The sequence below is a fragment of the Allobosea sp. NPDC055332 genome, from assembly GCF_053645455.1.
Window position 1 is genome coordinate 582,918 of sequence record NZ_JBSHMO010000005.1, and the last position, 22,605, is coordinate 605,522.

General features: G+C 67.7%; 25 protein-coding genes. 11 read left to right on the forward strand and 14 right to left on the reverse strand.

From position 1 onward, the window contains the following. The first annotated feature begins 2 nt into the window (after window positions 1–2). The 7 genes from ACWIGM_RS28290 to ACWIGM_RS28320 all read left to right on the forward strand — a co-directional run bounded on the left by ACWIGM_RS28290 (window position 3) and on the right by ACWIGM_RS28320 (window position 7,831). Window positions 3–1,307 carry a glycosyltransferase family 4 protein gene (locus ACWIGM_RS28290; RefSeq protein WP_454029297.1) on the forward strand — a complete coding sequence of 435 codons (1,305 nt, stop codon included), beginning with the start codon at window positions 3–5 and terminating at the stop codon, window positions 1,305–1,307. 32 nt (window positions 1,308–1,339) lie between these two features. Continuing rightward, window positions 1,340–2,548 (forward strand): polysaccharide pyruvyl transferase family protein, encoded by a 1,209-nt coding sequence (locus tag ACWIGM_RS28295; protein WP_454029298.1) that lies wholly within the window; start codon window positions 1,340–1,342, stop codon window positions 2,546–2,548. Beyond that, window positions 2,545–3,747, forward strand: coding sequence for a hypothetical protein (locus tag ACWIGM_RS28300; RefSeq protein WP_454029299.1), 1,203 nt, complete (start codon window positions 2,545–2,547; stop codon window positions 3,745–3,747). Before ACWIGM_RS28295 ends, ACWIGM_RS28300 begins: the two co-directional genes overlap by 4 nt. Then, window positions 3,744–5,204 (forward strand): polysaccharide pyruvyl transferase family protein, encoded by a 1,461-nt coding sequence (locus ACWIGM_RS28305; RefSeq protein ID WP_454029300.1) that lies wholly within the window; start codon window positions 3,744–3,746, stop codon window positions 5,202–5,204. Before ACWIGM_RS28300 ends, ACWIGM_RS28305 begins: the two co-directional genes overlap by 4 nt. A gap of 144 nt (window positions 5,205–5,348) precedes the next feature. Beyond that, the gene (locus ACWIGM_RS28310; protein WP_454029301.1) at window positions 5,349–6,383 is read left to right on the forward strand and encodes a GSCFA domain-containing protein; all 1,035 of its coding nucleotides are present in this window, start codon (window positions 5,349–5,351) and stop codon (window positions 6,381–6,383) included. A gap of 126 nt (window positions 6,384–6,509) precedes the next feature. Then, window positions 6,510–6,791, forward strand: a complete 282-nt coding sequence (locus ACWIGM_RS28315) for a hypothetical protein (RefSeq protein WP_454029302.1) — start codon at window positions 6,510–6,512, stop codon at window positions 6,789–6,791. Between the two features lie 182 nt (window positions 6,792–6,973). Further along, window positions 6,974–7,831 carry a VOC family protein gene (locus ACWIGM_RS28320; protein WP_454029303.1) on the forward strand — a complete coding sequence of 286 codons (858 nt, stop codon included), beginning with the start codon at window positions 6,974–6,976 and terminating at the stop codon, window positions 7,829–7,831. A 5-nt stretch (window positions 7,832–7,836) separates the two neighbouring features. Here ACWIGM_RS28320 and ACWIGM_RS28325 read toward each other — a convergent pair whose 3' ends face one another. The 5 genes from ACWIGM_RS28325 to ACWIGM_RS28345 form a co-directional block, all read right to left on the reverse strand. Beyond that, complete coding sequence (locus tag ACWIGM_RS28325) at window positions 7,837–8,289, reverse strand: GNAT family N-acetyltransferase (RefSeq protein ID WP_454029304.1); 453 nt, start codon at window positions 8,287–8,289, stop codon at window positions 7,837–7,839. After that, the gene (gene cysK / locus ACWIGM_RS28330) at window positions 8,286–9,260 is read right to left on the reverse strand and encodes a cysteine synthase A (RefSeq protein ID WP_454029305.1); all 975 of its coding nucleotides are present in this window, start codon (window positions 9,258–9,260) and stop codon (window positions 8,286–8,288) included. The genes ACWIGM_RS28325 and cysK overlap by 4 nt, the downstream gene beginning before the upstream one ends. Window positions 9,261–9,367: 107 nt before the next feature. Beyond that, complete coding sequence (locus tag ACWIGM_RS28335; protein ID WP_092157356.1) at window positions 9,368–9,820, reverse strand: RrF2 family transcriptional regulator; 453 nt, start codon at window positions 9,818–9,820, stop codon at window positions 9,368–9,370. Then, window positions 9,817–10,302, reverse strand: coding sequence for a dUTP diphosphatase (gene dut, locus ACWIGM_RS28340; RefSeq protein ID WP_454029306.1), 486 nt, complete (start codon window positions 10,300–10,302; stop codon window positions 9,817–9,819). Before dut ends, ACWIGM_RS28335 begins: the two co-directional genes overlap by 4 nt. Before the next feature lie 6 nt (window positions 10,303–10,308). Beyond that, window positions 10,309–11,577, reverse strand: a complete 1,269-nt coding sequence (locus tag ACWIGM_RS28345; RefSeq protein ID WP_454029307.1) for a phosphopantothenoylcysteine decarboxylase domain-containing protein — start codon at window positions 11,575–11,577, stop codon at window positions 10,309–10,311. Between the two features lie 189 nt (window positions 11,578–11,766). Here ACWIGM_RS28345 and ACWIGM_RS28350 point away from each other — a divergent pair, with 189 nt between their 5' ends. Both ACWIGM_RS28350 and ACWIGM_RS28355 read left to right on the forward strand, forming a co-directional pair. Continuing rightward, entirely contained in the window at window positions 11,767–12,474 is a 708-nt protein-coding gene (locus ACWIGM_RS28350) for a CoA transferase subunit A (protein ID WP_454029308.1), read from the forward strand. A gap of 15 nt (window positions 12,475–12,489) precedes the next feature. Continuing rightward, complete coding sequence (locus ACWIGM_RS28355) at window positions 12,490–13,143, forward strand: CoA transferase subunit B (RefSeq protein WP_454029309.1); 654 nt, start codon at window positions 12,490–12,492, stop codon at window positions 13,141–13,143. On the opposite strand, the gene ACWIGM_RS28360 is transcribed toward ACWIGM_RS28355, so the two are convergent. Continuing rightward, complete coding sequence (locus tag ACWIGM_RS28360) at window positions 13,127–14,047, reverse strand: LysR family transcriptional regulator (RefSeq protein ID WP_454029310.1); 921 nt, start codon at window positions 14,045–14,047, stop codon at window positions 13,127–13,129. The two genes, ACWIGM_RS28355 and ACWIGM_RS28360, sit on opposite strands and share 17 nt — an antisense overlap. Window positions 14,048–14,194: 147 nt before the next feature. Here ACWIGM_RS28360 and ACWIGM_RS28365 point away from each other — a divergent pair, with 147 nt between their 5' ends. Next, window positions 14,195–15,385, forward strand: a complete 1,191-nt coding sequence (locus tag ACWIGM_RS28365) for an MFS transporter (protein ID WP_454029311.1) — start codon at window positions 14,195–14,197, stop codon at window positions 15,383–15,385. On the opposite strand, the gene bluB is transcribed toward ACWIGM_RS28365, so the two are convergent. Genes bluB through cbiE form a run of 5 tightly spaced genes read right to left on the reverse strand, consistent with a single transcriptional unit; the run spans window position 15,382 to window position 19,730 of the window. Beyond that, on the reverse strand, window positions 15,382–16,014 hold the full coding sequence (gene bluB, locus ACWIGM_RS28370; RefSeq protein WP_454029312.1) for a 5,6-dimethylbenzimidazole synthase: 633 nt from the start codon (window positions 16,012–16,014) through the stop codon (window positions 15,382–15,384). The two genes, ACWIGM_RS28365 and bluB, sit on opposite strands and share 4 nt — an antisense overlap. Beyond that, window positions 16,011–17,336, reverse strand: a complete 1,326-nt coding sequence (locus tag ACWIGM_RS28375) for a cobyrinate a,c-diamide synthase (protein ID WP_454029313.1) — start codon at window positions 17,334–17,336, stop codon at window positions 16,011–16,013. Before ACWIGM_RS28375 ends, bluB begins: the two co-directional genes overlap by 4 nt. After that, the gene (gene cobM / locus ACWIGM_RS28380; protein ID WP_454029314.1) at window positions 17,333–18,100 is read right to left on the reverse strand and encodes a precorrin-4 C(11)-methyltransferase; all 768 of its coding nucleotides are present in this window, start codon (window positions 18,098–18,100) and stop codon (window positions 17,333–17,335) included. Before cobM ends, ACWIGM_RS28375 begins: the two co-directional genes overlap by 4 nt. After that, on the reverse strand, window positions 18,097–18,483 hold the full coding sequence (locus tag ACWIGM_RS28385) for a cobalamin biosynthesis protein (RefSeq protein ID WP_454029315.1): 387 nt from the start codon (window positions 18,481–18,483) through the stop codon (window positions 18,097–18,099). The genes cobM and ACWIGM_RS28385 overlap by 4 nt, the downstream gene beginning before the upstream one ends. Next, a complete protein-coding gene (gene cbiE / locus ACWIGM_RS28390; protein ID WP_454029316.1) occupies window positions 18,480–19,730 on the reverse strand; it encodes a precorrin-6y C5,15-methyltransferase (decarboxylating) subunit CbiE in 1,251 nt (416 codons plus the stop codon). The genes ACWIGM_RS28385 and cbiE overlap by 4 nt, the downstream gene beginning before the upstream one ends. On the opposite strand from cbiE, the gene ACWIGM_RS28395 reads away from it, so the two are divergent. Beyond that, window positions 19,729–20,490, forward strand: a complete 762-nt coding sequence (locus tag ACWIGM_RS28395) for a cobalt-precorrin-6A reductase (protein WP_454029317.1) — start codon at window positions 19,729–19,731, stop codon at window positions 20,488–20,490. The genes cbiE and ACWIGM_RS28395 overlap by 2 nt on opposite strands. Here the strand turns inward: ACWIGM_RS28395 and cobJ are convergent. From cobJ to ACWIGM_RS28410, 3 genes are read right to left on the reverse strand one after another with little or no spacing between them, the layout of a single operon-like run. Continuing rightward, window positions 20,433–21,224, reverse strand: coding sequence for a precorrin-3B C(17)-methyltransferase (cobJ, locus tag ACWIGM_RS28400; protein WP_454029318.1), 792 nt, complete (start codon window positions 21,222–21,224; stop codon window positions 20,433–20,435). The genes ACWIGM_RS28395 and cobJ overlap by 58 nt on opposite strands. After that, the gene (locus ACWIGM_RS28405; RefSeq protein ID WP_454029319.1) at window positions 21,221–21,973 is read right to left on the reverse strand and encodes a precorrin-2 C(20)-methyltransferase; all 753 of its coding nucleotides are present in this window, start codon (window positions 21,971–21,973) and stop codon (window positions 21,221–21,223) included. The genes cobJ and ACWIGM_RS28405 overlap by 4 nt, the downstream gene beginning before the upstream one ends. Beyond that, window positions 21,970–22,602: a precorrin-8X methylmutase gene (locus ACWIGM_RS28410; RefSeq protein WP_454029320.1), complete on the reverse strand. Its 633-nt coding sequence runs from the start codon at window positions 22,600–22,602 to the stop codon at window positions 21,970–21,972. Before ACWIGM_RS28410 ends, ACWIGM_RS28405 begins: the two co-directional genes overlap by 4 nt. Between the last annotated feature and the right edge of the window lie 3 nt (window positions 22,603–22,605).

Sequence of the window (22,605 nt, forward strand, 5' to 3'; positions counted from 1 at the left end):
GCATGCGTATCCTCGTCGTCTCGCACGGCCACCCTTCCTTCTCGCTTGGCGGCGCCGAAGTCGCCTCCTACAACCTGCATAAGGGCTTCCAGGCCAAGAGCGAGGTGGACACGCACTACCTCGCCCGGGTCGGCGCGCCGACGCCGCGCCATGCCGGCACGGCGCTGATGAGCCTGCGCCAGCGCGGCGGCGAACTGCTCTATTATGCCGAGGAGTACGACCACTTCCTGCTCTCGAACCGCGCCACCGACGAGATCGAGCGCGACTTCGTCCGCGTCTTGCGCGACCTCAAGCCCGACGTGGTGCACTTTCACCATTTCATCGGCCTCGGCCTCGAATGCCTGTTTGCCGTGCGCGACACGCTGCCGGATGCGCTGATCGTGGTGACCTTCCACGAATATCTCTCGATCTGCCACCATCACGGCCAGATGGTGAAGACCGGCGCCTTCAAGCTCTGCTACCGGGCCTCGCCGAGCGACTGCAATGCCTGCTTCCCGGACATCTCGCCGTCGCGCTTCCTTGCCCGCGAGACCTTCATCAAGGGCATCCTCAACCTCGCCGACCATTTCATCTCGCCGAGCCGTTTCCTGGCCGAGCGCTACCAGCAATGGGGCCTGTCGGCCGAGCGCTTCTCGGTGATCGAGAACGGCATCGACGTCGCCGAGGTCGCGCCGCCGCGGCCGGGGCCCGAAGCGAACGGACGGCGTTCGCGCTTTGCCTATTTCGGCCAGCTCACGCCTTATAAGGGCGCCGACGTGCTGATCGACGCCGTCACCCGCATCCCGGACTCCGTCTGGGGCGAGGACAGTGTCTTGCTTGTCTATGGCGGCAACCTCGACCGCCAGCCCGAGGCCTACAAGAAGAAGTTCACCGATCTGGTCGAGGCGGCCGGGCGACGCGTACGCTTCTGCGGCCCCTTTCAGAACCACGAGATGCCGAACCTGATGCGTTCGGTCGACTGGGTGGTGATGCCCTCGGTCTGGTGGGAGAACTCGCCGATCGTGATCCAGGAGGCCTTCTTCCACGGCCGCCCGATCCTCTCCAGCAATCTCGGCGGCATGGCCGAGAAGATCACCGACGAGGTCGATGGGCTGCATTTCCGCTCCGGCAGCCCGGAAGACCTCGTCGACTGCATGACCCGGGCGCTGAGCGAGCCCGGGCTCTGGGAGCGCCTGCGCGCAGGCATCAAGAAGCCGCTCAGCCATGTCGACTGCGCCGAGCAGCATCTTGCGCTCTACCAGCGCCTGATCGCCGAGCGGGGCATGCCGGCTCCGGCCAATCGCGCCGCCGCGCCGATGATCGCGTGAGCCGCGCGGACACAAGAAGGGAGAACGCAACCATGGCCCGCATCCTCGTTATCAGCCCTTCGGGCGAGGTTTACGACCACGACAATGTCCGCTGGTACCGGCACGCCGACCTGCAGAGCCACATCAACCACTATCACAATATCGGCGACGCCTTCGTCTTCGATTCCTCGCTGAAGCTGCTCAACTTCGAGAAGCTTGAGGAATTGCCGATCACCAGCATCGATCCCCAGCAGATCGACCGGTTCAACGCCGAGTTCGACTACGTCTTCCTGCGCGGCTCGAACTATGTCCATGCCGGGATGAACTGGAGCCGCACCGCCGAGGTATTGCGCCGGCTGAAATTGCCGGTGCTCGCCTTCGGCATCGGGGCGCAGGCCCCGGTCAGCGGCAAGCTCGAGCTCAGCGAGGACAGCAAGACCGTCCTCAAGCTGATCTCGGATTCGACCGCTTCGGTGGGCGTGCGCGGCACCTATTCGGCCGAGGTGATGCACGAGCTCGGCATCAAGAATGCGCGGATCATCGGCTGCCCGACCGCCTTCCGCAACAACCGGCCGGACCTCGCCATCCGCCTGCCGGCGCTCGATGCGGTGAAACAGGTCGGCGTCACGCTGCGCCGCGAGGTCTCCAAGCATTACGCCAAGGACATCAAGCGCTACCTGACCTTCCACCGCGACCTGGTGAAGGCGATGGCGGACCGCTTCGAGGTCACGCTGATGTCGCAGGGTGAGGTCGAGGAGAAAAAGCTCGCTCTCGGCACGCCCGAGCAGAAGCAGGAGGGTATGGCCGCCCTGCGCGAGAACGGCTGGGCGATGGCCTGGTATCTCGATGAGCAGATGGAAGGCCTCTACCGCGACCGGATGTTCTATTCGGATGTCGTCGCCGGCTACGAGCAGCTCGTCCGCAAGCTCGATCTCGTGCTCGGCTATCGCCTGCACGGCAATCTGATGGCGCTCGCCAACGGCACGCCCTCGATCTACTTCACCTATGACAGCCGCACCGTCGAATTCGCCGAGACCTTCCAGATCCCGAGCGTCGACGTCTTCGGCGACAAGCCGTTCAGGCTGGAAGAGTACTGGGACCAGACGCTCTTCGACCGCTTCAACGCGGCCTATGCGCGGACCTATGGCGCGATGAGCGCCTTCCTCAGCGAGAACAGGGTCGACCACAAGATGGCCAGGCCCGCTGCGGCCGCCGCTCCGTCCGCTCCGCCGGCTCCCGAGCCGGAAAGGAAGGTGGCATGAGGAGCCTTCGCAGCGCCTTCGCCTGGCTGCCGGCGGTATTGCTGGCAGTCGCCGCTCCCGTCGCCGGCCTCGCTCAACAGGCGCCGGGTCCGAAAGGGCCCGGATACCGGCTGGAGATCGCTCCAGACGCGAGGGAGGAGACGGTCGTCTCCTGGGCGCGGGAGCGCTGCGAGGAATGGGACCTGCCGGATGCGCCCTTGCGCGCCTTCCGCGACAACAAGGGCGAGGTCGTCGCCTTCGCCAGCCATTATCGCAGCCGGCCGCTGATCGGCGGCAATCTCGGCGCGATCCGCAAGAGCTGCGCCGTCTCCTTCGAGGCGAAGAGCAGCGCCGATCCCAGCCAGTTCAGTGACAAGAGCTGGATCGCCGCGACCTGGACCGGCGATGGCCGCACTGTCGAGGCGCTCGTGCACGCCGAGTACCATGCCGACAAGCATCCCGGCGCCTGCCGCTTCAAGGATGCGATGAGCTGCTGGTACAATGTCGTCACCGCTGCCCATTCCAGCGATGGCGGCCTCAGCTTCAAGACCGACGAGCCGCGCCCGCTGGTGGCGGCTCCCGGCTTCCCTCAGGAGGTCGGCCAGGGCCGGCATCGCGGCTTCTTCAACCCCTCCAACATCGTCCAGAAGGACGGCGCCTGGTATGCGCTGATCATGACCACTGGCGGCGAGGGCCAGAAGAACGGCGTCTGCCTGTTCCGCTCGACCAACATCAAGGACCCGACCTCCTGGCGCGCCTATGACGGGCAGGATTTCACGATCCGCGCCGTCGACCCCTATCGCGACGACCTCAGCCAGGCGCGGCCCTGCCAGACGCTCAAGCCCCTGCCGACCACCGTGGGCTCGCTGACCCGGCACGAGCCGAGCGGGAAATGGCTCGCGCTCCTCCATCTCGGCCCCGATCCGAGCCAGAACATCGCCGGCGGCCGCGTCGCCTATAGCTGGTCCGACGACCTGATCCGCTGGTCGCCGCTGCAGACCCTGATGGTGCAGCCGACGATGTGGAGCAAGAACTGCAGCGACCGGCTGCGCTACGGCTATGGCGCCCTCGCCGACCCCGCCTCGCGCTCGCGCAATTTCGAGACGACCGGCGACGAGGCCTACCTCTTCATGACCAGGATGAAGGTCGCCGACTGCAAGCTCGGTCCCGACCGTGACCTGGTCCGCCTCAAGGTTCAGTTTGTGAAGGAGGGGCCATGAACGCGCCCGTGCTCAATCTCGGCTCCGTGGTCTCGGCCGAGAACGCCATCAAGATCCTGCGCGCTACCACCGGCGAGGTCGTCGTCGCGATCGGGCGCCGGCCCGACCGGAGCTGGCCGGCCCTCAAGCTGCTGCTCGACGGGCAGGACTACGCCACCATCCATCCCGGCGCGATCATCACCAGCGACGCCGATGTCGCCGAGCTGACGATCCCGCTTCCAGCTATGCCCAATGGGCGCCCCCACTCGGTCGCGATCGCCGACGCAGCCACAGGCACGCTCGCCCCGGGCTCGAATCTGCGCCCGATCGCGACCGAGACCAAATTGCGCGCGCTGGTGATCTATCCGGCCGGCGAGGTGCATGAGCACGACAAGGTGCGCTGGTACCGCGCGCCAATGGAGAAGCTGCTCTCCGACTACTTCAACATCGGCGACATGATCGTCTACGATTCGACGCTGAAGCTCCTGCGCTATGCGCATCTGGAGCCGATGAAGATCATGTCGCCGACCGAAGCCGACATCGAGCGCTATGCCAGCGAATTCGACTTCGTTTTCGTGCGCGGCTCGAACTTCATTCACGAGAACATGGAGTGGTTCCGCGCCGTCGAGGTGCTGGAGCGGGTCAAGCTGCCGGTCTACGCCATCGGCGTCGGCGCGCAGGCGAGCCAGAACCGCAAGATCGAGCTACCCGAGCCTTCGAAGCGCTTCTGGTCGATCGTCGCCGAGCGCTGCGCCTCGATCGGCGTGCGCGGCGCCTTCAGCGCCGAGACCCTGCGCCAGAACGGCATCCGCAATGTCGAGGTCGTCGGCTGCCCCTCGATCTTCCGCACCCGCAACCGCGACCTCAAAATCCGCATTCCCGACCAGCGCGAGATCCGCAAGGTCGCCTTCAGCCTGCGCCGCGAGGCCGACAAGAGCTACACCGCCGATCCCGAGGCCTATCTGCGCAACCAGAAGGCCGCGCTGCTCAAGGTCGACGCCCAGAGCGAGATGGTGATGTCCTCGCATGGCGAGCAGGAGGAGAAGGCGTTCTTCCTGCGCGACGGCGCCGCCAAGGAAAAGGCGGTCGCGGAGTTCGTCAAGACGAAGTGGTGGGACGGCCCGGACGATGCGCCGATGCGACGCATCTACGAGAAGCAGCTGTTCTCCTTCTTCGATGTCGAGCGCTATGACGAGTTCGCCCGCTCGATCGATCTTGCCGTCGGCTACCGCGTGCACGGCGTGCTGCCGGCGGTCGCGCATGGCGTGCCCGGCGTGCTGGTCGCCTATGACACGCGCAGCCAGGAGCTGGCGGAGACGCTGAAGATCCCGGTCGTGCCGGAGGCGGCGCTGGCCGAAGGCGGCTGGCGCGCCGTCTATCAGGAAGCGGCGCTGAACAACCTCGCGAAGAGCTATGCCGCCTCCTACGACCGGATGCGCGGCTTCCTCGACCGTAACGGCATTCCCCACCGCATGTGAACAGACCCGGCGCGGCTAAGATCGCGCCGGTTGGAGGAAACGCCCGGAGGTCACCGGGCCATCAGCGAGCCCGGCGAGCTTACGAGACTTCCCCAAAGTCCGCAGCGTCGAGCCGAGAGGTTTGCACGAACCAGGAGACGATCGATGAAGATCGAATACGATGCCGGCACTGCCCTTACCATCATGCGCGGCAACCCCGTGCGTGGCTGGATCTCGGGCAAGCCCGAGAAGATGGCCAAGGAGCGGCTGACCACCGGCAACTATCTCGCTGTCCAGCACAAGCCGAAATTCAAGATTGACCCGACCTGGCCGATCTTCACCATGGGCTCGTGCTTCGCGCGCGAGGTCGAGAACCTCCTGATGATGCGCGGCCTGCCGCTGCTGCTGCGCGGCCATGGCGTGCCGGCCGAGCATTTCGAGAGCTGGGACGAGGAGACCGGCCGTGGCGGTGGCGCCGATCGTGGCCAGCTTTCCCGCGGCGCGCTCAACAAGTACTCGGTCCGCTCGATGACGCATGAGCTCAAGCGCGTGCTGCGCGGCGAGAGCTATCCCAATGACGGACTGATCGAGCTTGCGCCGGGGCAATGGTTCGATCCGCATGCCAGCGGCCTCAAGCTGCTCGACCGCGACACCGCCTTCGCCAATCGCAAGCGCCTCACCGAGGCGACGGCGACGATCAAGCAGGCGAAGATCTGCTTCTTCACCCTCGGCCTGACCGAGACCTGGCTCGATGCCGAGACCGGGATCGCCATGAATGCCCATCCCGGGCCGAGCTGGCTGCAGCGCATGCCGGAGCGCTTCCGCTTCGTCGACTATGGCTATGACGCGACTTTGGCCGACATGCTCGACATCATCGGGCTGATCCGCGAGCACTGTAATCCGGAGATGCGCTTCGTCGTCACCGTCTCGCCGGTGCCGTTTGGCGCGACCTTCAAGGATGCCGACGTGATCGTCGCCAACAGCGCCTCGAAATCGCTGCTGCGCGCCGTGGCCGAGGAGCTGTTCCGCCGCTTCGACTATGTCGACTACTTCCCGAGCTACGAGATCGTGCTCAACTCGCCGCGGGCGATCGCCTTCGAGGACGATCAGCTCCACATCGCCCGCGAGATGGTCGCGCATGTGATGACGACCTTCCAGGGCGCCTATCTGCCGCCGGCCGAGCAGCCGCAGGCAGCCTGAACGGATAAGCCGGTCGCCCTGACCGGCCCGACATGCCAAGATGCGCCGGGCGCAGACGAACGGCCCCCGGCGCAGGCTTGTCCGGTGGCCGTCCGACCGCCCGATCAAAAGCGTCGGGAGGACGAGATGAACGTCGCCAATCTCCAGCTCGAAGGCATGCTGCTCGCCTTCACCGCGGTGCTGCGCTCACTGGTGAATTCGGGCGCCCTGAGCGAAGCCGAGCTCAAGGCCGCATTGACGCAGGCCGAGCAGACCGGCCTCTCCGACAGGCAGCGCTGCGAGCAGCTCAGCCCGAGCCAGCGCGACTCGCTCGCCTTCGCCGCCCGCTTCCTGTCGATCGCGACGCGGCCAGACAGTGCGATGCGGCCGTTTTCGGACGTGGCGCGCGAGGTCGGCCGCACCACCTGAGCCTTATCCGGCTGCCCCGAAATCGAGCAGGGCAGCGTTGTTGCCGCTCCCAGTAATCAATCTGCAGTTTTCGATTGCGTGAGCGCAATCTCGGACTTGCCACGTGTGGGGACGACAAACGCGGCTGAAAGCCCCATTTTGCCGGAGAGCGGCGTGGCCGCCCGCAAGTTCGGAGCAATTCCATGTCCACTGCCACAGATGCCTTGGCCCAACCTGTTCGTAACGAAGCGCTCGACGCGCCCGTCCATATCGGAGCGGTGAGCCTGCGCGTGCGCGATCTCCCCGGGTTGACGGCATTCTATCGCGACGCGATCGGGCTCTCGGTCATCAGCCAGGACGCCGATCATGCCGTGCTCGGCGCCGGCGGTGAACCGCTGGTGAAGCTGGAGGCCGGCGCACAGCATCCGTCCTCGGCCGCCGGTCTGTTCCACATGGCGATCCTGCTGCCCTCGCGCAGCGACCTCGGCAACTGGCTGCGGCATGCCGCCGAGACGCGCATCGGGCTGGAAGGCGCCTCGAACCATCTCGTCAGCGAGGCGCTCTATCTCTCCGATCCCGAGGGTAACGGCATCGAGATCTACCGCGACCGCAGTCGCGCCGAGTGGCCGCGGCTCGACGGCGGCCGGCTCAAGATGGCGACCGAGCGGCTCGATCTCGACGCACTGCTGCGCGACGCTGACGGGCACGCCTATGCCGGCATGCCGGACGGCACCGTGATGGGCCATATCCATCTGCGCGTCGGCGACGTCGCACAGGCCGAGGGCTTCTATCGTGATGCGCTCGGCTTCGAGGTGATGGTGCACTATCCCGGCGCGAGCTTCCTGGCGACCGGCGGCTACCATCATCACATCGCGACCAATACCTGGCACAGCCGCGGCGCCGGTCCGCGCCGGGACAATGAGGCGGGTCTTGCGAGCTTCGAACTGGTCTCGCGCGACGAGGAGGCTCGTGCAGCGCTGAGCCGGCGCATGGCGGCTTCCGGTGGCGATGCTGCCTCCACGACCGACCCCTGGGGCAACCGGATCGTGCTCCGGAGCTGAACGCCTCAGCGCGTCAGCAGATGGCTGCGGCGCGTACCGCCGGTATCTGGCCGGAAGCCCATCGCCTCCCAAAAAGCGGAGGCGCCGGCATCGGCGGCGTTGAGCGAGAGTCGTGGCGCGAGCGCGAGGCCCTGCTGGATCAGCGCGCCGGCGAGGAAACGACCGACGCCCTCGCGCCGGTTGCCGAGCCGGACATAAACATGGCGGACCCGCAGGAGGTCGGAGGCGGGGTCATAGGGGTCGGGCGTCAGCGCTCCGATCGCCGCGAGGATTCCGTCGCGATAGACGGCGAGCAGCGTATTGCGCTCGTCTTCGACCGCATAACGGCCGGCATCCCATTCTTCCAGGACGCCTTCGACGAAGCGGTAGCCCTCGGCTGCCGCTTCGTTCTGCAAGGCAGGCAGATCGTCCGGGAGAGCTTCGCTGACCCGGACAATCTGCAGGTTCGCTGGGATCACAGACCCTCGAACAATGCGCTGGAGATGTAGCGCTCGGCGAAGGAAGGGATGATCACCACGATCGTCTTGCCGGCGTTTTCCGGCCGGGCGCCGACCTCTAGCGCCGCGGCGATGGCCGCGCCCGAGGAGATGCCGGCCGGGATGCCTTCGGCCTTGGCGAGCGCGCGGGCGGTCTCGAAGGCGGTCTGGTTGCCGACGGTGACGACCTCGTCGATGACGCCGCGATCGAGGATGCCCGGCACGAAGCCGGCGCCGATGCCCTGGATCTTGTGCGGGCCGGGCTGGCCGCCCGACAGCACCGGTGAATCCTCCGGCTCAATCGCGACCATCTTCACCGAAGCCTTCTTCGCCTTCAGCACCTGACCGACGCCGGTGATGGTGCCGCCGGTGCCGACGCCGGAGATGACGATGTCGACGGCGCCATTGGTGTCGTTCCAGATCTCCTCCGCGGTGGTCTTGCGGTGGATCGCGGGGTTGGCGGGGTTCTCGAACTGCTGCGGGATGATCGAGCCCGGAATCTCGTTCTTGAGCTCCTCGGCCTTGGCGACGGCACCGCGCATGCCGCCGGGGCCGGGCGTCAGCACCAGCTCGGCGCCGAGGAAGGCCAGCATCTTGCGGCGCTCGAGCGACATCGTCTCGGGCATGACCAGGATGAGGCGATAGCCGCGCGCCGCGGCGACGAAGGCGAGCGCGATGCCGGTATTGCCCGATGTCGGCTCGATCAGCGTCCCACCCGGCTTGAGCGCGCCCGAAGCCTCGAGCGCGTCGATCATCGAGACGCCGATACGGTCCTTGACGCTCGAGATCGGGTTGAAGAATTCGAGCTTGGCCAGGATCGTCGCCTGGACGCCGCGTTCGGCCGGCAGGCGGTTCAGGCGCACCAGCGGGGTGTCGCCGATCGTGTCGGTGATCGAATTGTAGACGCGGCCGCGGCCGGGAACATGGGCGGGCTTCTGCGCTGCATCGGCCATGACGGCCTCCCTTGCTGGTGATCCTGGCAGGTAGTCTTGGATCGAGAACCTGGGTTCAAGCTAGCATCAAATCACAAAATATGTCGAGGAATGAAATATTTAACGAACTAAATCGTGAAATCTGTGTCGGCTGTCGGCTTCCCGGTGGCAGCGCGCTCCTCCGCCTCGCGGCAGAGATCGGCCACGGTGACGGCATCGAGCCTGGCGAGCCATGCCTCCATGGCCTGCTGCATCATCGGGTCGACCACAGCATCTACCAGGGCGGAACGCGGCAGCGGCGGCAGGGTTTCGTCGGCATTGGCCTGCATGGCGGCGCGCACGATCTCGCCGGCGGTGATGCGGCGGCGTTCCCTGGCGAGCTCGTAGCCGCCGCGCGGGCCGCGCACGCCCTTGAGGATGCCGACCCTGACCAGCGCCTGCAATACGGTTTCGAGATGGCGCGGCGGTAATTCGTGCCGGGCCGCCAGCGCCTTGGCCGCGACCGGGGTGGGCCGGGCATGCAGGGCGATGTCGACCACCGCGGTGACCGCGAGCAGGCTGCGGCGCGAGAGCTGGATCATGCCTTGCCTCCGGCCACCTGCCGCGGGGCGGCATCGCTCATGCCTGTCGAGCCGAAGCCGCCAGCGCCCCGCGTGGTGTCGCTGAGTTCCTCGACCTCGACGATTCCCGCCTGCAGCACCGCGGCGACGACGAGCTGGGCGATGCGATCGCCATGCTCGACGGTGAAGACCTCCTGGCCGTGATTGATCAGGATCACCTTGACCTCGCCGCGATAGTCCGCATCGATCGTGCCAGGCGTATTGAGCAGGGTGACGCCATGGCGCAGCGCCAGGCCCGAACGCGGCCTGACCTGGCCTTCGGTGCCCTCAGGCAATTCGAGCACGAGACCGGTCGGCACGAGCAGCCGCGCGCCCGGCTCCAGCTGCAGCGGTCCGTCGGGTAGAGCGGCACGCAGGTCGAGCCCGGCGGCGCCGGCTGTCTCATAAGCCGGCAGCGGCAGGCCGTGGGCGTGCGGCAGGCGCCGGATGCGGAGCGTCGTCATTGTTCGTCAGCCCTTCTGCGTCAGCAGATCGGCGAAATGCGCGACGAGGCGCGTTGCCACTTCCGCCTTGGGCAAGGTCGGCCAGGTTTCGACGCTGTCGGTACTGACGAGGTGGACGGTGTTGACGTCGCCGCCCATCACGCCGGTGCCGCCGACATCATTGGCGACGATCAGGTCGCACCCCTTCTTCGCCAGCTTGGCGCGGGCATAATCGACGACGTTCTGAGTTTCGGCCGCGAAGCCGACGACCAGGGCCGGCCGGTCGATCTCGCGCGCGGCGATGGTCGCGAGAATGTCGGGGTTCTCGACCAGAGCGAGGCTAGGTGGCTTGCTGCCGTCCTTCTTCATCTTCTGGCCGGCGGCGTCGGCGGTGCGCCAATCGGCGACGGCGGCGGCGAAGATCGCGAGATCGGCGGGCAGTGCTGCCTCGGTTGCCGCCAGCATGTCGCGGGCACTCTCGACATGGACCGTGGTGACGCCGGCCGGGTCGGCAATGGTCACTGGCCCGGAGATCAGCGTCACCTGCGCGCCCGCTGCAGCGGCGGCTGCCGCGATGGCGTGGCCCTGCTTGCCGGAGGAGCGGTTGGCGATATAGCGCACCGGGTCGATCGGCTCATGCGTCGGCCCGGAGGTGACGAGCACGCGCTTGCCAGCAAGCGGCTTGGGGCCGGAAGGCGCACCGCCGGGCAAACGGCCGAGGAAGCCGATCGAGGGTTGCTGCCGGGCGTCGCCGGCGAGCGCCATCTCGATCGCCGCCAGGAGCTCGTGCGGCTCGGCCATGCGGCCGGGCCCGCTCTCGCCGCGCTCCGCCATGGCGCCGGAATTGGGGCCGACGACGAGGACACCGTCCTGCTGCAGCGTCGCCATGTTGCGCCGCGTCGCCGGATGCTCCCACATCTTCGGGTTCATCGCCGGGGCAATCAGGATGCGCTTGTCGGTGGCCAGGAGCGCTGTAGACGCCAGGTCATCGGCATGGCCGTTCGCCATCTTGGCGATCAGATCGGCAGTGGCAGGCGCCACGACCAGGAGATCGGTCGAGCGCGACAGGGCGATATGGCCGATATCGGCCTCGTCGGTCAGTGAGAACAGGTCGGTGAAGCATTTCTCGCCGGCGAGCGAAGAGACCGCGAGCGGCGTGACGAACTGCTCGCCGGCCCTGGTCAGGATGCAGCGGCAGGCGATGCCGTGATCCTTCAAGCGCCGGATCAGCTCCAGGCACTTATAGGCGGCGATGCCGCCGCCGATGATCAGCAGGATGGAGCGGGAAGCGGGCACGGGCGTGGCTCCGGAAGGCAGGGCGCGCCGTTTGGTAGCATCGGCCGGGCCGGGCTGTCATGTCTCGCCGTGGCGGCCCGGGACTGCGCATCGTCGCACGAAGGGCGCGTCAGCGGCGCATGTTGCAACTGCACCATGCGCTCGGCTAGTTGTTTTTGAGCCCTCCCATCCAGCGACGAAGGCATCCCGATGAAGAAGGTTTTTCCCGACGCCAAAGCGGCGCTCGCCGGCGTCGTCAAGGACGGCATGACCATCATGGCCGGCGGTTTCGGCCTCTGCGGTATTCCCGATACGCTGATCGAGGCGATCCGCGACTCCGGCGCCCGGAACCTGACCTTCATCTCCAACAATGCCGGTGTCGACGGCGCCGGTCTCGGCATCCTGCTCGAGACCAGGCAGATCAGGAAGATGATCTCGTCCTATGTCGGCGAGAACAAGCTCTTCGCTGAGCAGTATCTCTCCGGCCAGCTCGAACTCGAATTCAACCCACAGGGCACGCTGGCCGAGCGCATCCGCGCCGGCGGCGCCGGCATCCCCGCTTTCTTCACCAAGACCGGCGTCGGCACGCTGATCGCCGAGGGCAAGGAGGAGCGCGAATTCGACGGCGAGCGCTACATCATGGAGCGCGGCCTCTTCGCCGACATCTCCATCGTCCATGCCTGGAAGGGCGATACCGAGGGCAACCTCGTCTACCGGAAGACGGCGCGCAACTTCAATCCGATGATGGCGAGCGCCTCGCGGCTCACCGTGGCGCAGGTCGAGCATCTCGTCCCCGCCGGCGAGATCGATCCCGACCAGATCCACACCCCCGGCATCTTCGTGAAGCGCATCGTGCATGTCGCCAATCCGGCAAAGCGCATCGAGCAGCGCACCGTGCGCAAGCGCGAAACGGCCTAAAGAGGAGATCAGCACATGGCCTGGACCCGTGAACAGATCGCCGCTCGCGCAGCCAAGGAGCTGAAGGACGGTTTCTACGTCAATCTCGGCATCGGCATCCCCACCCTCGTCTCGAACTACATTCCCGATGGGATGAGCGTGCAGCTCCAGTCGGAGAACGGCATGCTCGGCATGGGCCCCTTCCCCTATGAGGGCGAGGAGGACCCTGACCTGATCAATGCCGGCAAGCAGACCATCACCGAATTGCCGACCACGAGCTATTTCTCGTCGTCCGACTCCTTCGGCATGATCCGCGGCGGCCATATCGACCTTTCCATCCTCGGTGCCATGCAGGTCGCTGAGAATGGCGACCTCGCCAACTGGATGATCCCTGGCAAGATGGTGAAGGGCATGGGCGGCGCCATGGACCTCGTCGCCGGCGTCAAGAAGGTCGTCGTGGTGATGGAGCATGTCGCCAAGAACAAGGACGGCTCGGAATCGCCGAAGCTGCTCAAGGCCTGCGACCTGCCGCTGACCGGCGCTGGTGTCGTCGACATGGTGATCACCGATCTCGGCGTCTTCGCGATCGACGAGAACGGCGGCGGCATGACGCTGATCGAGCTCGCCGAGGGCGTCACCCTCGACGAGATCAAGGCCAAGACGGAAGCCGCGTTCAAGGTCGCGCTCTGATCTCGCAGAGCCGCGCCAGCGCTTCGGCGAAGGCGCGCGCGGCCGGGCCCATCGCCTCGTCGAGGCGATGGGCGAGATAGGCTTCCGCCGGCAATTGCGCATTCCGGCCGAGCGCCCTGGTTGCGACCCTGACTAGCCTTCCCTCCGCGAGATCGCGTTCGATCAGCCAGTTTGGCAGCCGGCCCCAGCCGAGCCCGGCCAGGATCATCGCATGCTTGGTGTCCTGTCCGGTAACGCGGCAGGTCTGCGGCGAGAGCACACCGAAATCCTGCGCGCCCGAGATCGGCGTCGGGTCGATCTGCACGATCTGGAGATGTCCGACGAGTTCTGAGCGGGTCAGCGGCCGTCCTTCGCGGGCTCGCGCGAGTGGATGCGTCGCCGCGACCACCGCGATCATCTCGATAGAAGTCAGCGCCTCGATCGCGATGCGCGGATCGCGAAAATTCTCGCCGACGGTGATGGCAAGGGCGCTGCGCCGCTCCAGCAGCGCTGCGATCGGCCCGCCGAGCGGCTCGATGGCGAGCCGGATCGAGACCGACGGGTAACGCTCGCGCAGGCCGGCAAGGGCTGCGCCGATCAGTGGAAACGGGAACAGCACGTCGATCGTCAGCGACAGCTCGATCTCGACGCCCTTGCTGAGACCATGCGCGCGGGCTTTCAGCGCGCCGACGCGCAGCAGGACTTCCCTTGCATCGGCGAGCAGCGCTCGCCCTTCCGCCGTCAGGGCTGGGCGATGGCCGGACCGGTCGAACAGCGAAAGGCCGAGCTGCGCCTCCAGATTGGCGATGGCGTGACTGATGGCGGACTGGGCCCGCGACAGCCGTGTCGCCGCCGCGCGGAAGCTGCCGGCCTCGGCGACGCTGACGAAGGTCCGCATCTGGTCGAGGGTGAGTGCATCGAGCATGATCGATTTCCTTGATCGACTTGATGCCAATTATCTCACTTTTCGAGATCGGCAGGAAACCACATCTCCGGGCGACGCCGTAGCGCCATCCAAGGAACAGAGCATGGCTGATTATTCCGCTGAGATCATCGTCTCGAGATCGCGCCCATGACGGCGGCCGCTGCAATGCCGGCCGCCAGGACCGATTGGCTTGCCGTCGCGGTCGTTGTCGCGGGCGGCATCGTCGCGGCGCTGCAGGTCGGCAAGGCCGCGATCGCGATGCCGCTGGTCCAGGCCGAGTTCGGACTGGACCTGGGCACGCTCGGCTGGCTCGCCTCGATCTTCGCCGTACTCGGCATGGTCGGCGGCATCCCGGTAGGTACGCTTGCGATCGGCCTCGGTGCGCGGCGCGTCTTCCTGCTTGGGCTGCTGGCGGTGGCTGCCGGCGCCTTCCTCGGCGCGACGGCGCCGCGCTTCCCGATGCTGCTCGCCTCACGGGTTGTCGAGGGGCTCGGCTTCCTGCTGATCACCATCGCCGGGCCGGCGATCCTCCAGCGAGCCGCCAGTCCGGCGCACCGCGACATTGCCATGGCGCTATGGAGCTGTTTCATGGCGACCGGCATCGCACTCGCCATGCTCGCCGGGCTCTGGCTGACCGATTGGCGCATGATCTGGCAGATCACCGGCGCACTCGCGGTTGCCGCGATCGTGCTGACGATGCTGGTGGTGCCGACGTCCGACAGCGGCGCTTCGTCGTCCTGGGCGGCTCTTGCCAGCGATGCTGGCGCGGTACTGAGTGCGCGCGGGCCGCTGTTGCTGGCTCTCACCTTCGCGCTCTATGCGCTGATGTTCTTCGCCCTGTTCAGCTTTCTGCCGGTGCTGCTGATGCAGCGCATGCAGGTTTCGCTCGCGACGGCAGGCGTGCTCAGTGCGCTTGCCAGTGCCGTCAACATCATCGGCAACCTCGCCGCAGGCATGCTGCTGGTGCGCGGGGTCTCGCGTGTCGGCCTGATCGTCTTCGCGAGCCTGGTGATGGGGTTGTGCGCCATCGGCATCTTCCTCGGCCTGCTGCCGGACACCGCGACCTTCCTGCTTTGCGTGCTGTTCTCGATGGTGGGCGGGATCATTCCTGCGACGCTGCTGTCGTCGGCACCGGTGCTGGCGCCGACGGCTGCGTTGACGCCTGTGGTCATCGGCCTGCTGATGCAGGGCAGCAATCTGGGCCAGGTCGTCGGCCCCGTCGCCATCGGCGGCGTCATCGAAGCCTTGGGCTGGCCTTCAGCGGCCGGGCTGGTCGGCGGTACGGCCGTGCTCGCGATCCTGACGGCGCTCGGCCTGCGCGGTGCGCGGGCCGCTTAGCTGCGCTCGGCGAGCCGCGGATCGCTCTCCCAGCCGGCGCGGACGAGCTCCGGCACCTCGTGCTCCTCTTCGGGATAGCCGAGGCAGAGATAGCCGATCAGCTTCCACTCCGGCGGCGCTGCGACGATGGCCGCGATCTCGGCGGGGTCCAGGATCGAGACCCAGCCGAGGCCGAGCTCATGGGCGCGCGCAGCGAGCCAGAACTGCGTGATCGCGGCCACGACCGAATAATCCAGCATCTCCGGCATGGTCCGCCGGCCGAGGCCATGGCCCTGCGGCGTGCCGTGGTCGCAGAACACCGCGAACTGCACCGGTGCCTCGCGCAGACCCTCGAGCTTGAGGCGCGCATAGAGCGCCGCACGCTCGTCTTCGTAGTCAGTGAGCGCCTCGGCATTGCAGCGGGAAAAGCTCTCCTGCACCGCGGCGCGTTGACCGGGATCGTCCACGCTGAGCCAGCGCCAGGGTTGCGAATGTCCGACCGAGGGTGAGAGCTGCATCTGATCGAGCAGCTTCGTCAGCAGCTTGTCCGGCACCGGCTCACGCCGGAAGCGCCTGACATCGCGGCGCCAGGCGATCAGCTCGCCGAGCTTGTCGCGAAAACCGTCGTCGAAGACGGGCGGCGCGGTCACGTCCCCTCCCGGACCGCGATCGCGTGGAAGAAGGAGCCGGAGGTCAGGCCGCGGCGGCTGCCGGCGGGTGCCGGAGCCGAGCCGTGCGGGTCCGTGATCTCCGCGAAAGGCGGGTCCTCGCCTTGCGAGATCACAGTCGCATAGTGGAACTCGTGGCCGCTGAGTTGCGTGCCGGCGTGGCCGAGCGGCCCGTCAACGGCAAGCATCGCGTTGCGATAGCCGAGATTCATCTTGCGCCTGGCGAAGCTGGTCTCGACCGAGAGCAGCCCGGCCATGGCATGGCTGACGCCGTCGGCATCGATCAGGCTCTTGCCCAGCACCATATAGCCGCCGCACTCGCCATGGACCGGGCGGGTCCGGGCAAAATCGCGCAGCCCGTCGAGAAAGTGCGAGGCAGCTGCAAGTCGCCCGGCATGCAGTTCGGGATAGCCGCCCGGCAGCCAGCAGGCGTCGCAGCCCTCTGGAGGCGGCTCGTGGGCGAGCGGCGAGAACGGCACGAGCTCGGTCCCTTGCGCCCGCCAACCCGCCTCGACATGCGGGTAGACGAAGCTGAAGGCGGCGTCGCGGGCGATGGCGAGGCGCCTGCCCGGCGTGGGCAGCGGGATCGTCTGATGCCTGGAAGCCGGCAAAGAGGTCACACCGGCAGCCGCGATCACCGCGTCGAGATCGACTGCCGCCGCGACGGCGTCGGCTAGTGCATCGAGGCGCTGGTGCAGATCCTCGGTCTCGCCGGCCTGGACGAGGCCGAGATGGCGTTCGGGCAGGATCAGGCTCGCCTCGCGCGGCAGGGCGCCGAACACGGGCAATCCGATCCTTTCCATGCCGGCTGCAGCGAGCCTTCGATGCCGTTCGCTCGCGACCTTGTTGAGGATCACGCCGGCGACGCGGATGCGCTCGTCATAGGCCATGCAGCCGAGCGCCACCGCCCCGGCCGATTGCGCCTGCCCGGAGACGTCGATGACGAGCACGACCGGCCAGCCGAGCAGGGCGGCGATGTCGGCGCTGGCGCCGGTATGCCCGTCGAGGCCGGGTACGCCGTCGAACAGCCCCATCGAGCCTTCGGCGACGATGATGTCTGCCGCTGCGGCCGCCGCATTGGCGATCTGGCCGAGCAGCGCATCCGGCATCGCGTAGCTGTCGAGATTGGCGCTGGAGGCACCGGTCGCGGCGGCGTGGAAGGCCGGGTCGATATAATCAGGTCCGCATTTCAGCCCGCGAACCTTGAGGCCGCGGCGAGTGAGTGCTCGCTGCAGGCCGAGCGTGATCGTGGTCTTGCCCGAGCCGGAGCGCGGTGCGGCGATGAGCAGGCCCTTGGCCGTCATTCCTGGCCTCCGCGCGGCCGGAAGCGGCGGTCATAGCCGGTCGAATAGAGCGCGCTCTCGGAGAAATCCTGCGCCGCCAGCGCTGGGCCGACCAGGATCAGAGCGGTTCGCTCCAGCTCGGCCGCCTTGACCTGATCGGCGATGTCGGCAAGCCGCCCTCGCAGGATGTGCTCGTCCGGCCAGGAGGCGCGGAAGACGATCGCGACCGGGCAGTCCGCGCCGTAGAAGGGCGCGAGGCCCGCAACGACCTGCTCGATCACATGGATCGAGAGATGGATGGCGAGCGTCGCCCCCGAGGCCGCGAAGGTCGCCAGCTTCTCCTTTTCCGGCATGGCCGAAGCGCGACCGGAGGTGCGGGTCAGCACCAGCGATTGCGCGACGCCGGGCAGCGTCAGTTCGCGCTTTAGAGCCGCGGCAGCGGCGGCGAAGGCCGGCACGCCGGGCGTGATCTCGTAGGGAATGCCGAGCTGATCGAGCCGGCGCATCTGCTCACCCGTGGCGCTCCAGATCGAGATGTCACCGGAATGGAGGCGGGCGACGTCCTTGCCTTCGGCATGGGCGGTCTGGATTTCGGCGACGATCGCGTCGAGATCGAGCGGGGCGGTGTCGACGATGCGCGCGCCGGGCGGGCACCAGCCGAGCATCGCCTTGGGGATTAGCGAGCCCGCATAGAGGCAGACCGGGCATGAGCCGATCAGCTCGCGTCCGCGCAGGGTGATGAGATCGACCGCGCCTGGGCCGGCGCCGATGAAATGGACGGTCACGCCATGCTCCGGGCAAGCGCGCAGGTGACGCGGGCGGTGGCGATGCGCGGCTGGATCAGGATGGCGCCTGGCCCGGCTGCCGCCAGCGCTGCTGCCTCCGCCACCGAGCCGACGCCATAGAGCCCGGAAATCCGGGTCGAGCGCGTTGCGCAGGCGGCCTCGAAGCCGGCGAGTGCTTCGTCGGGAATGGCGACGAGGATGAGGTCATGCGCCTGTGCCACCGCGGCGAGGCCCGGTTCGTCGCGGCGCGAGGCCAGCGTGGCGAGGCGCTTGATCGCATCCGCTGCCAGGTTGGCTGCGGCCAGCGTCTGCGTCAGGCAGGCCTCGATATCGGCCTCCGACGTGCCTGGGCGCAGGCCGATGCCGGCGGTGATGTCGCTCACGGCTTCACCACCCGCCACTGCGTCACCGCCATCGCGGCGCGCCAGCCATGCATCGTCCCGATCGGGTCGAGATGCGAGACGCCGATGCGGCGCAGGTTTCCGCCATGGACCGAGAAGAGCCCGGCGAGCCTGGCTTCGCCCTCGATCGTCACCGCGTTCGCGACCAGCCGCCCACGCGGCTTCAACGCCGCGAAGGCGGCTTCGAAGACGCCGGGATCGGTCAGCCCGCCGCCGATGAAGACGGCGTCCGGCGAGGCTTTTCCGGCGAAGCTCTCTGGCGCCTTGCCTTCGACGACTTCGAGCGGCGGCGCGCCGAGCGCCAGCCGGTTGCGGGCGATGCGGGCGGCGCGCTCCGGCCGCTCCTCGAAGGCGATGGCGCGGTTGTGGCGATGGCGCAGGCTCCACTCGATGCCGATCGAGCCGGAGCCGGCGCCGATGTCCCAGAGCAGTTCACCGGCGCGTGGCGCCAGCGCCGACAGCGTGATCGCGCGGATGTCGGCCTTGGTGAGCTGGCCGTCATGCTCGAACCAGTCGTCGGAGAGCCCGGTCGCCAGCGGCAGAATGCGGGCGTCGCGGCTGGCGACAACCTCGATCGCCAGCAGGTTGAGCGGCACGATGCCATCCAGCGCGAAGGCGTCGGCACGGGCCTCGCGGATACGCTCGTTCGGACCGCCGATCGTTTCCAGCACGGTGATCGTGCTTTCGCCGAAGCCGCGGGCGCTCATCAATTGGGCCACGGCGAGCGGCGTCGAATCGTCCCAGGACAGTGCCAGCACCCGCGCGCCCGGCTGGAGAAAAGGGATGATCCTCTGAAGGGCACGGCCATGCAGCGAGACCAGCCCGCATTCCTCCTGCGGCCAGCGCATCCGCGTGCAGGCCATCGAGAAGGAGGAGAGCTGCGGGATGACGCGCATTTCCGCCGCCGGCACCGCTTTGGTCAGCCCGGCGCCGATGCCGTAATGGAACGGGTCGCTGGTCGCGAGCACGCAGACATTGCGGCCCTTTTCGGCCAGGATCGCCGGTAGCGCGTTGCGGAAAGGCTGCGGCCAGGGCCGGGCCTCGCCGGGCACATCGCCGATCAATTTGAGGTGGCGCTCGCCGCCGAAGACGATCTCGGCACTCTCCAGTGCGGCCAGCGCTTCGGCGCAGAGCCCGGCGCGGCCATCCTCGCCGAGACCGACCAGCGAAAGCCAGGGTCCGGGCGGCGTGCTCGACAGTTTGGTCGTTTCAGGCGAAAACTGTTCCATGACGGTCCTCATCCTCGGCGGCACCAGCGAAGCGGCTGCACTCGATCAGCTCCTGGCCGAACAGGCACCCGAAATTCGCGCCGTGATCTCGCTCGCGGGTCATACCTCCGACCCGCGCCCCTTGTCCCTGCCGACCCGCACCGGCGGTTTCGGCGGCATTGCCGGCCTCCGGCAATATCTGCTCGACGAGGGTGTCGTCGCCGTCATCGATGCGACCCACCCCTTCGCCGCGATCATGCCCTATCACGCCGAAGCGGCCTGCAAGGCGGAAGGCGTGCCGCTGCTGGCGATCCGGCGCGAAAGCTGGAAGCCGCAGAACGGCGACCGCTGGAAGAGCGTGCCCGACATCGACGCTGCCGTCGAGGCGCTCGGCGATGAGCCGCGCCGGGTCTTCCTGACCATCGGTCGGCTCGAATTGCCCCACTTCTTCGCAGCCCCGCAGCACGAATACCTGATCCGCGTGATCGAGCCTGTGAGCGATCTGCCGCTGCCGAATGCCAAGGTGCTGCAGCAGCGCGGGCCGTTCGAGGCCGAGGCCGAGGAGAAGCTGATGCGGGAGGAGGGCACCGAGGTCCTGGTCAGCAAGAATGCCGGCGGGCCGATGACGCTCGGCAAGCTCGTCGCCGCGCGTCGGCTCTCCTTGCCGGTGATCATGGTCGAGCGGCCGCCCAAGCCCGATGTCGAGACCGTCGAGCATATCGATCAGGTCCTGCCCTGGCTGGTGACGCAGGGGCTTTTCGTCACCGAGCGCGGCGTATAGACGATCGGGTTTTCGCCCTCGCGGGCGATCAGGCGCGTCGCGCTGGCGCCGATCATCACCAGGGTCGCCATGTCGGCGGTCTCGGCTGCCGCAATGGCCTCGGCCAGCGTCAGGATGCGCAGGCTCTCATCGGGGCGCCCGACGGCGCGGGCGAAGATCACCGGCGTCTCCGCCGCGCGGATCGTCGCCGCCAACTCCAGCGCCTTGCCGAGCTGCCAGGGCCGCGCCTTCGAGATCGGGTTGTAGAGGCAGATCACGAAATCGGCCGACAGCGCAGCAGTGAGCCGCGCCGTGATCACGTCCCAGGGCTTGAGATTGTCGGAGAGCGAGATCGCGCAGAAATCGCCGCCGAGCGGCGCGCCGGCCTTGGCCGCAGCCGCCAGCATGGCGGTGATGCCGGGCTCGACGCTGATGGGGAGCCTGCGCCAGTCCGCTTCACCCGCTTCCAGCGCCTCGAACACTGCCGCCGCCATGGCGAAGACGCCGGGATCGCCGCCCGAGACGACCGCGACCGCCTTGCCCTCGGCAGCCAGCGTCAGCGCATGACGGGCGCGCTCGACCTCGACGCGGTTGTCGGAAGCGTGCTTGGTCTGGCCCGCACGCGCCGGGACGCGGTCGAGATAGGGCCCGTAACCGATCAGGTCGCTGGCGGCTTCGAGCGCGGCCAGTGCGGAGGGCGTGAGATAACGCGCCTCGCCGGGGCCGAGGCCGATGATGGCGAGTGAGCCGCTCACAGCCGCCGCCCCTCGCCGGGAACGAGGATCATCGAGAAATAGGGCGCCTCGTCGTCGGGCTTCTCGGCGAGACGGGTCACCACCTGCCCGGCCATGGTGGCGCGCTCGACATAGATGGCGCGGTTGATCAGCCCCGCCGCCTGCAGCGCGCGGCGCACTTTTGGCAGGTTGCGGCCGAGCTTCATGATCACGGCGGCGTCGGTGTCGGCGAGGCGGCGGGTCAATTCGCCTTCGGCGAGCGTGCCCGGCACCACCGTCATCACATCGTCGCCCCAGCTGATCGGGGCGTCGGCGCGGGCCCAGGCGCCGGCCATGCCAGTGACACCCGGCACGACCTCGGTCGGGAAGCGGTGGGCGAGACGCCGCCACAGATGCATGAAGGAGCCGTAGAAGAAGGGGTCGCCATCGCAGAGCACGGCGACGCTGCGGCCGGCCGCCATCTCGCCGGCGAGCTGCTCGGCAGCCTCGTCATAGAACGCGGCTATCGGGCTGGTATAGCCTTCGTCCTCGACCGGCACCTCGATCGTAACCGGGAAGGCGAGCTCGATCTCGCGGGTGGCATCGGGCGCGATGACGGCATCGGCGGTGACGCGGGCATTGCCGCGCCGGCCGCGCTTGCAGAAATGGACGAGACGGTCGGCCTTGAGGATGATGTCGCGGGCCCGCACGGTCATGTAGTCGGGATCGCCGGGGCCGAGGCCGACGCCGTAGAGCAGGGTGCGGGGTGCCTCAACGCTCACGCTGCTCATTCCTTCACCTGCGCCAGCGCGTTCACCGCAGCGGCCGCCATGGCCGAGCCGCCGCGCCGGCCGTGCACGACGAGGAAAGGCACGCGCCCATCCTGCGCCAGTGCCTCCTTCGATTCGGCTGCACCGACGAAGCCGACGGGGATGCCGATCACCGCCGCGGGCTTCGGCGCCCCTTCGTCAAGCATGTCGAGCAGGCGGAACAGCGAGGTCGGTGCATTGCCGATCACGACCACGGAACCGGCCAGGTGCGGGCGCCAGAGCTCCATCGCCGCGGCCGAGCGCGTCGTGCCCATCTCTTCGGCGAGCTTCGGCACAGAAGCGTCGGGCAGCGTGCAGATCACCTCGTTCTTCGCCGGCAGGCGCGTGCGGGTGACGCCGTCGGCGACCATGCGGGCATCGCAAAGGATTGGCGCGCCCTTCGCCAGCGCCGCCTCGGCGGCTTCGGCGAAATCCGGCGACATCACGACGTCCCTGGGCAGGTCGGTCATGCCGCAGGCATGGATCATCCTGACGACGACGCGCTCGGCCGTCCCCGAAAAACGCGACAGGTCGGATTCGGCTCGGATGATGGCGAAGGAGCGCTCATAGATCGCGGCTCCGTCGCGGATATAGGCGTGACGCGTGCTCAACTT

Coding starts and splice junctions, on each gene's coding strand:
- ACWIGM_RS28365 (WP_454029311.1), top strand. CDS start 14,195: ATGACGGCGGCCGCTGCAATGCCGGCCGCCAGGACCGATTGGCTTGCC.
- dut (WP_454029306.1), bottom strand. CDS start 10,302: ATGACGACGCTCCGCATCCGGCGCCTGCCGCACGCCCACGGCCTGCCG.
- ACWIGM_RS28305 (WP_454029300.1), top strand. CDS start 3,744: ATGAACGCGCCCGTGCTCAATCTCGGCTCCGTGGTCTCGGCCGAGAAC.
- ACWIGM_RS28315 (WP_454029302.1), top strand. CDS start 6,510: ATGAACGTCGCCAATCTCCAGCTCGAAGGCATGCTGCTCGCCTTCACC.
- ACWIGM_RS28355 (WP_454029309.1), top strand. CDS start 12,490: ATGGCCTGGACCCGTGAACAGATCGCCGCTCGCGCAGCCAAGGAGCTG.
- ACWIGM_RS28310 (WP_454029301.1), top strand. CDS start 5,349: ATGAAGATCGAATACGATGCCGGCACTGCCCTTACCATCATGCGCGGC.
- ACWIGM_RS28300 (WP_454029299.1), top strand. CDS start 2,545: ATGAGGAGCCTTCGCAGCGCCTTCGCCTGGCTGCCGGCGGTATTGCTG.
- cbiE (WP_454029316.1), bottom strand. CDS start 19,730: ATGGAACAGTTTTCGCCTGAAACGACCAAACTGTCGAGCACGCCGCCC.
- ACWIGM_RS28360 (WP_454029310.1), bottom strand. CDS start 14,047: ATGCTCGATGCACTCACCCTCGACCAGATGCGGACCTTCGTCAGCGTC.
- ACWIGM_RS28350 (WP_454029308.1), top strand. CDS start 11,767: ATGAAGAAGGTTTTTCCCGACGCCAAAGCGGCGCTCGCCGGCGTCGTC.
- ACWIGM_RS28395 (WP_454029317.1), top strand. CDS start 19,729: ATGACGGTCCTCATCCTCGGCGGCACCAGCGAAGCGGCTGCACTCGAT.
- ACWIGM_RS28290 (WP_454029297.1), top strand. CDS start 3: ATGCGTATCCTCGTCGTCTCGCACGGCCACCCTTCCTTCTCGCTTGGC.
- ACWIGM_RS28335 (WP_092157356.1), bottom strand. CDS start 9,820: ATGATCCAGCTCTCGCGCCGCAGCCTGCTCGCGGTCACCGCGGTGGTC.
- cysK (WP_454029305.1), bottom strand. CDS start 9,260: ATGGCCGATGCAGCGCAGAAGCCCGCCCATGTTCCCGGCCGCGGCCGC.
- ACWIGM_RS28320 (WP_454029303.1), top strand. CDS start 6,974: ATGTCCACTGCCACAGATGCCTTGGCCCAACCTGTTCGTAACGAAGCG.
- ACWIGM_RS28405 (WP_454029319.1), bottom strand. CDS start 21,973: ATGAGCAGCGTGAGCGTTGAGGCACCCCGCACCCTGCTCTACGGCGTC.
- ACWIGM_RS28375 (WP_454029313.1), bottom strand. CDS start 17,336: ATGACGGCCAAGGGCCTGCTCATCGCCGCACCGCGCTCCGGCTCGGGC.
- ACWIGM_RS28295 (WP_454029298.1), top strand. CDS start 1,340: ATGGCCCGCATCCTCGTTATCAGCCCTTCGGGCGAGGTTTACGACCAC.